This window comes from Bradyrhizobium sp. LeoB3, from assembly GCF_055456055.1.
In genome coordinates this window covers 1-684 of sequence record NZ_JBVBEF010000340.1, presented here as the reverse complement: position 1 = coordinate 684, position 684 = coordinate 1, and the positions used below count along the sequence as shown (strand labels likewise).

The following is a 684-nucleotide window of genomic DNA, read 5'->3' as shown; positions in this document are numbered from 1 at the left end:
GCCCGCTCGCACGAGGCGAGCGGGCGCCAATTTCAAAGAGCGCCTATCAGATCAGTAGTAGCGGCGCAGCACGCGCTGACCCTGGTAATATTGCGAGTGGCCGTAGCGATAGTGCGAACGATAGTAGCGCGGACGCAACGGACGATAGTACGAGACTCCGCTCTCGCGATAGGTCGGAACCGGCGCCCAGTTACCCGGGCCGGTATAGGTCGGCCCCTGGTTGACATAGTAGTATTGCTGCTCCGGATCCGGGAGCCGCTGGGTGACCCAGCCATAACCAGCGCCACAGCCGCCGCAGCCGGAAGTGTAGTTGTAGCTCACGACCGGTGCGGAATAGACCGGCGCGGCGTAGATCGGCGGCGCGCAGGGGCTGGCATAATAGCCATAAGAGCCGCACGGTGAGCACGAGCCGTACCCGTACCCGCACGCCATTGCGGGTGCCGCGGCCATGACCGCGACTGCCGCGACCATTCCTGAAATTATCTTACGCATTACTCTACTCTCTCCTGTTGGTGTGTTCTTATTGGCTCATCTCTTTGTTTGAGCATGATCTCCGCGCAAACGCTTAGCGTTTGTCGCGAGGGAAAACCGGTTTCCACTTTTCCGGATCATGCCCTAGGTCGTGTGGACTCTTGGGATTCTCAAATCAGATGGAACGTGATTCAAGGCTTTCTTTTAGGAGGA

General features: G+C 58.8%; 1 protein-coding gene. It reads right to left on the bottom strand.

Features of this window, described 5'->3' with window-relative positions; all coding sequences use genetic code 11:
• Positions 1-51: 51 nt before the first annotated feature.
• Positions 52-492: a hypothetical protein gene (locus ACZXDY_RS46215; RefSeq protein WP_464350058.1), complete on the bottom strand. Its 441-nt coding sequence runs from the start codon at positions 490-492 to the stop codon at positions 52-54.
• Positions 493-684 lie beyond the last annotated feature (192 nt).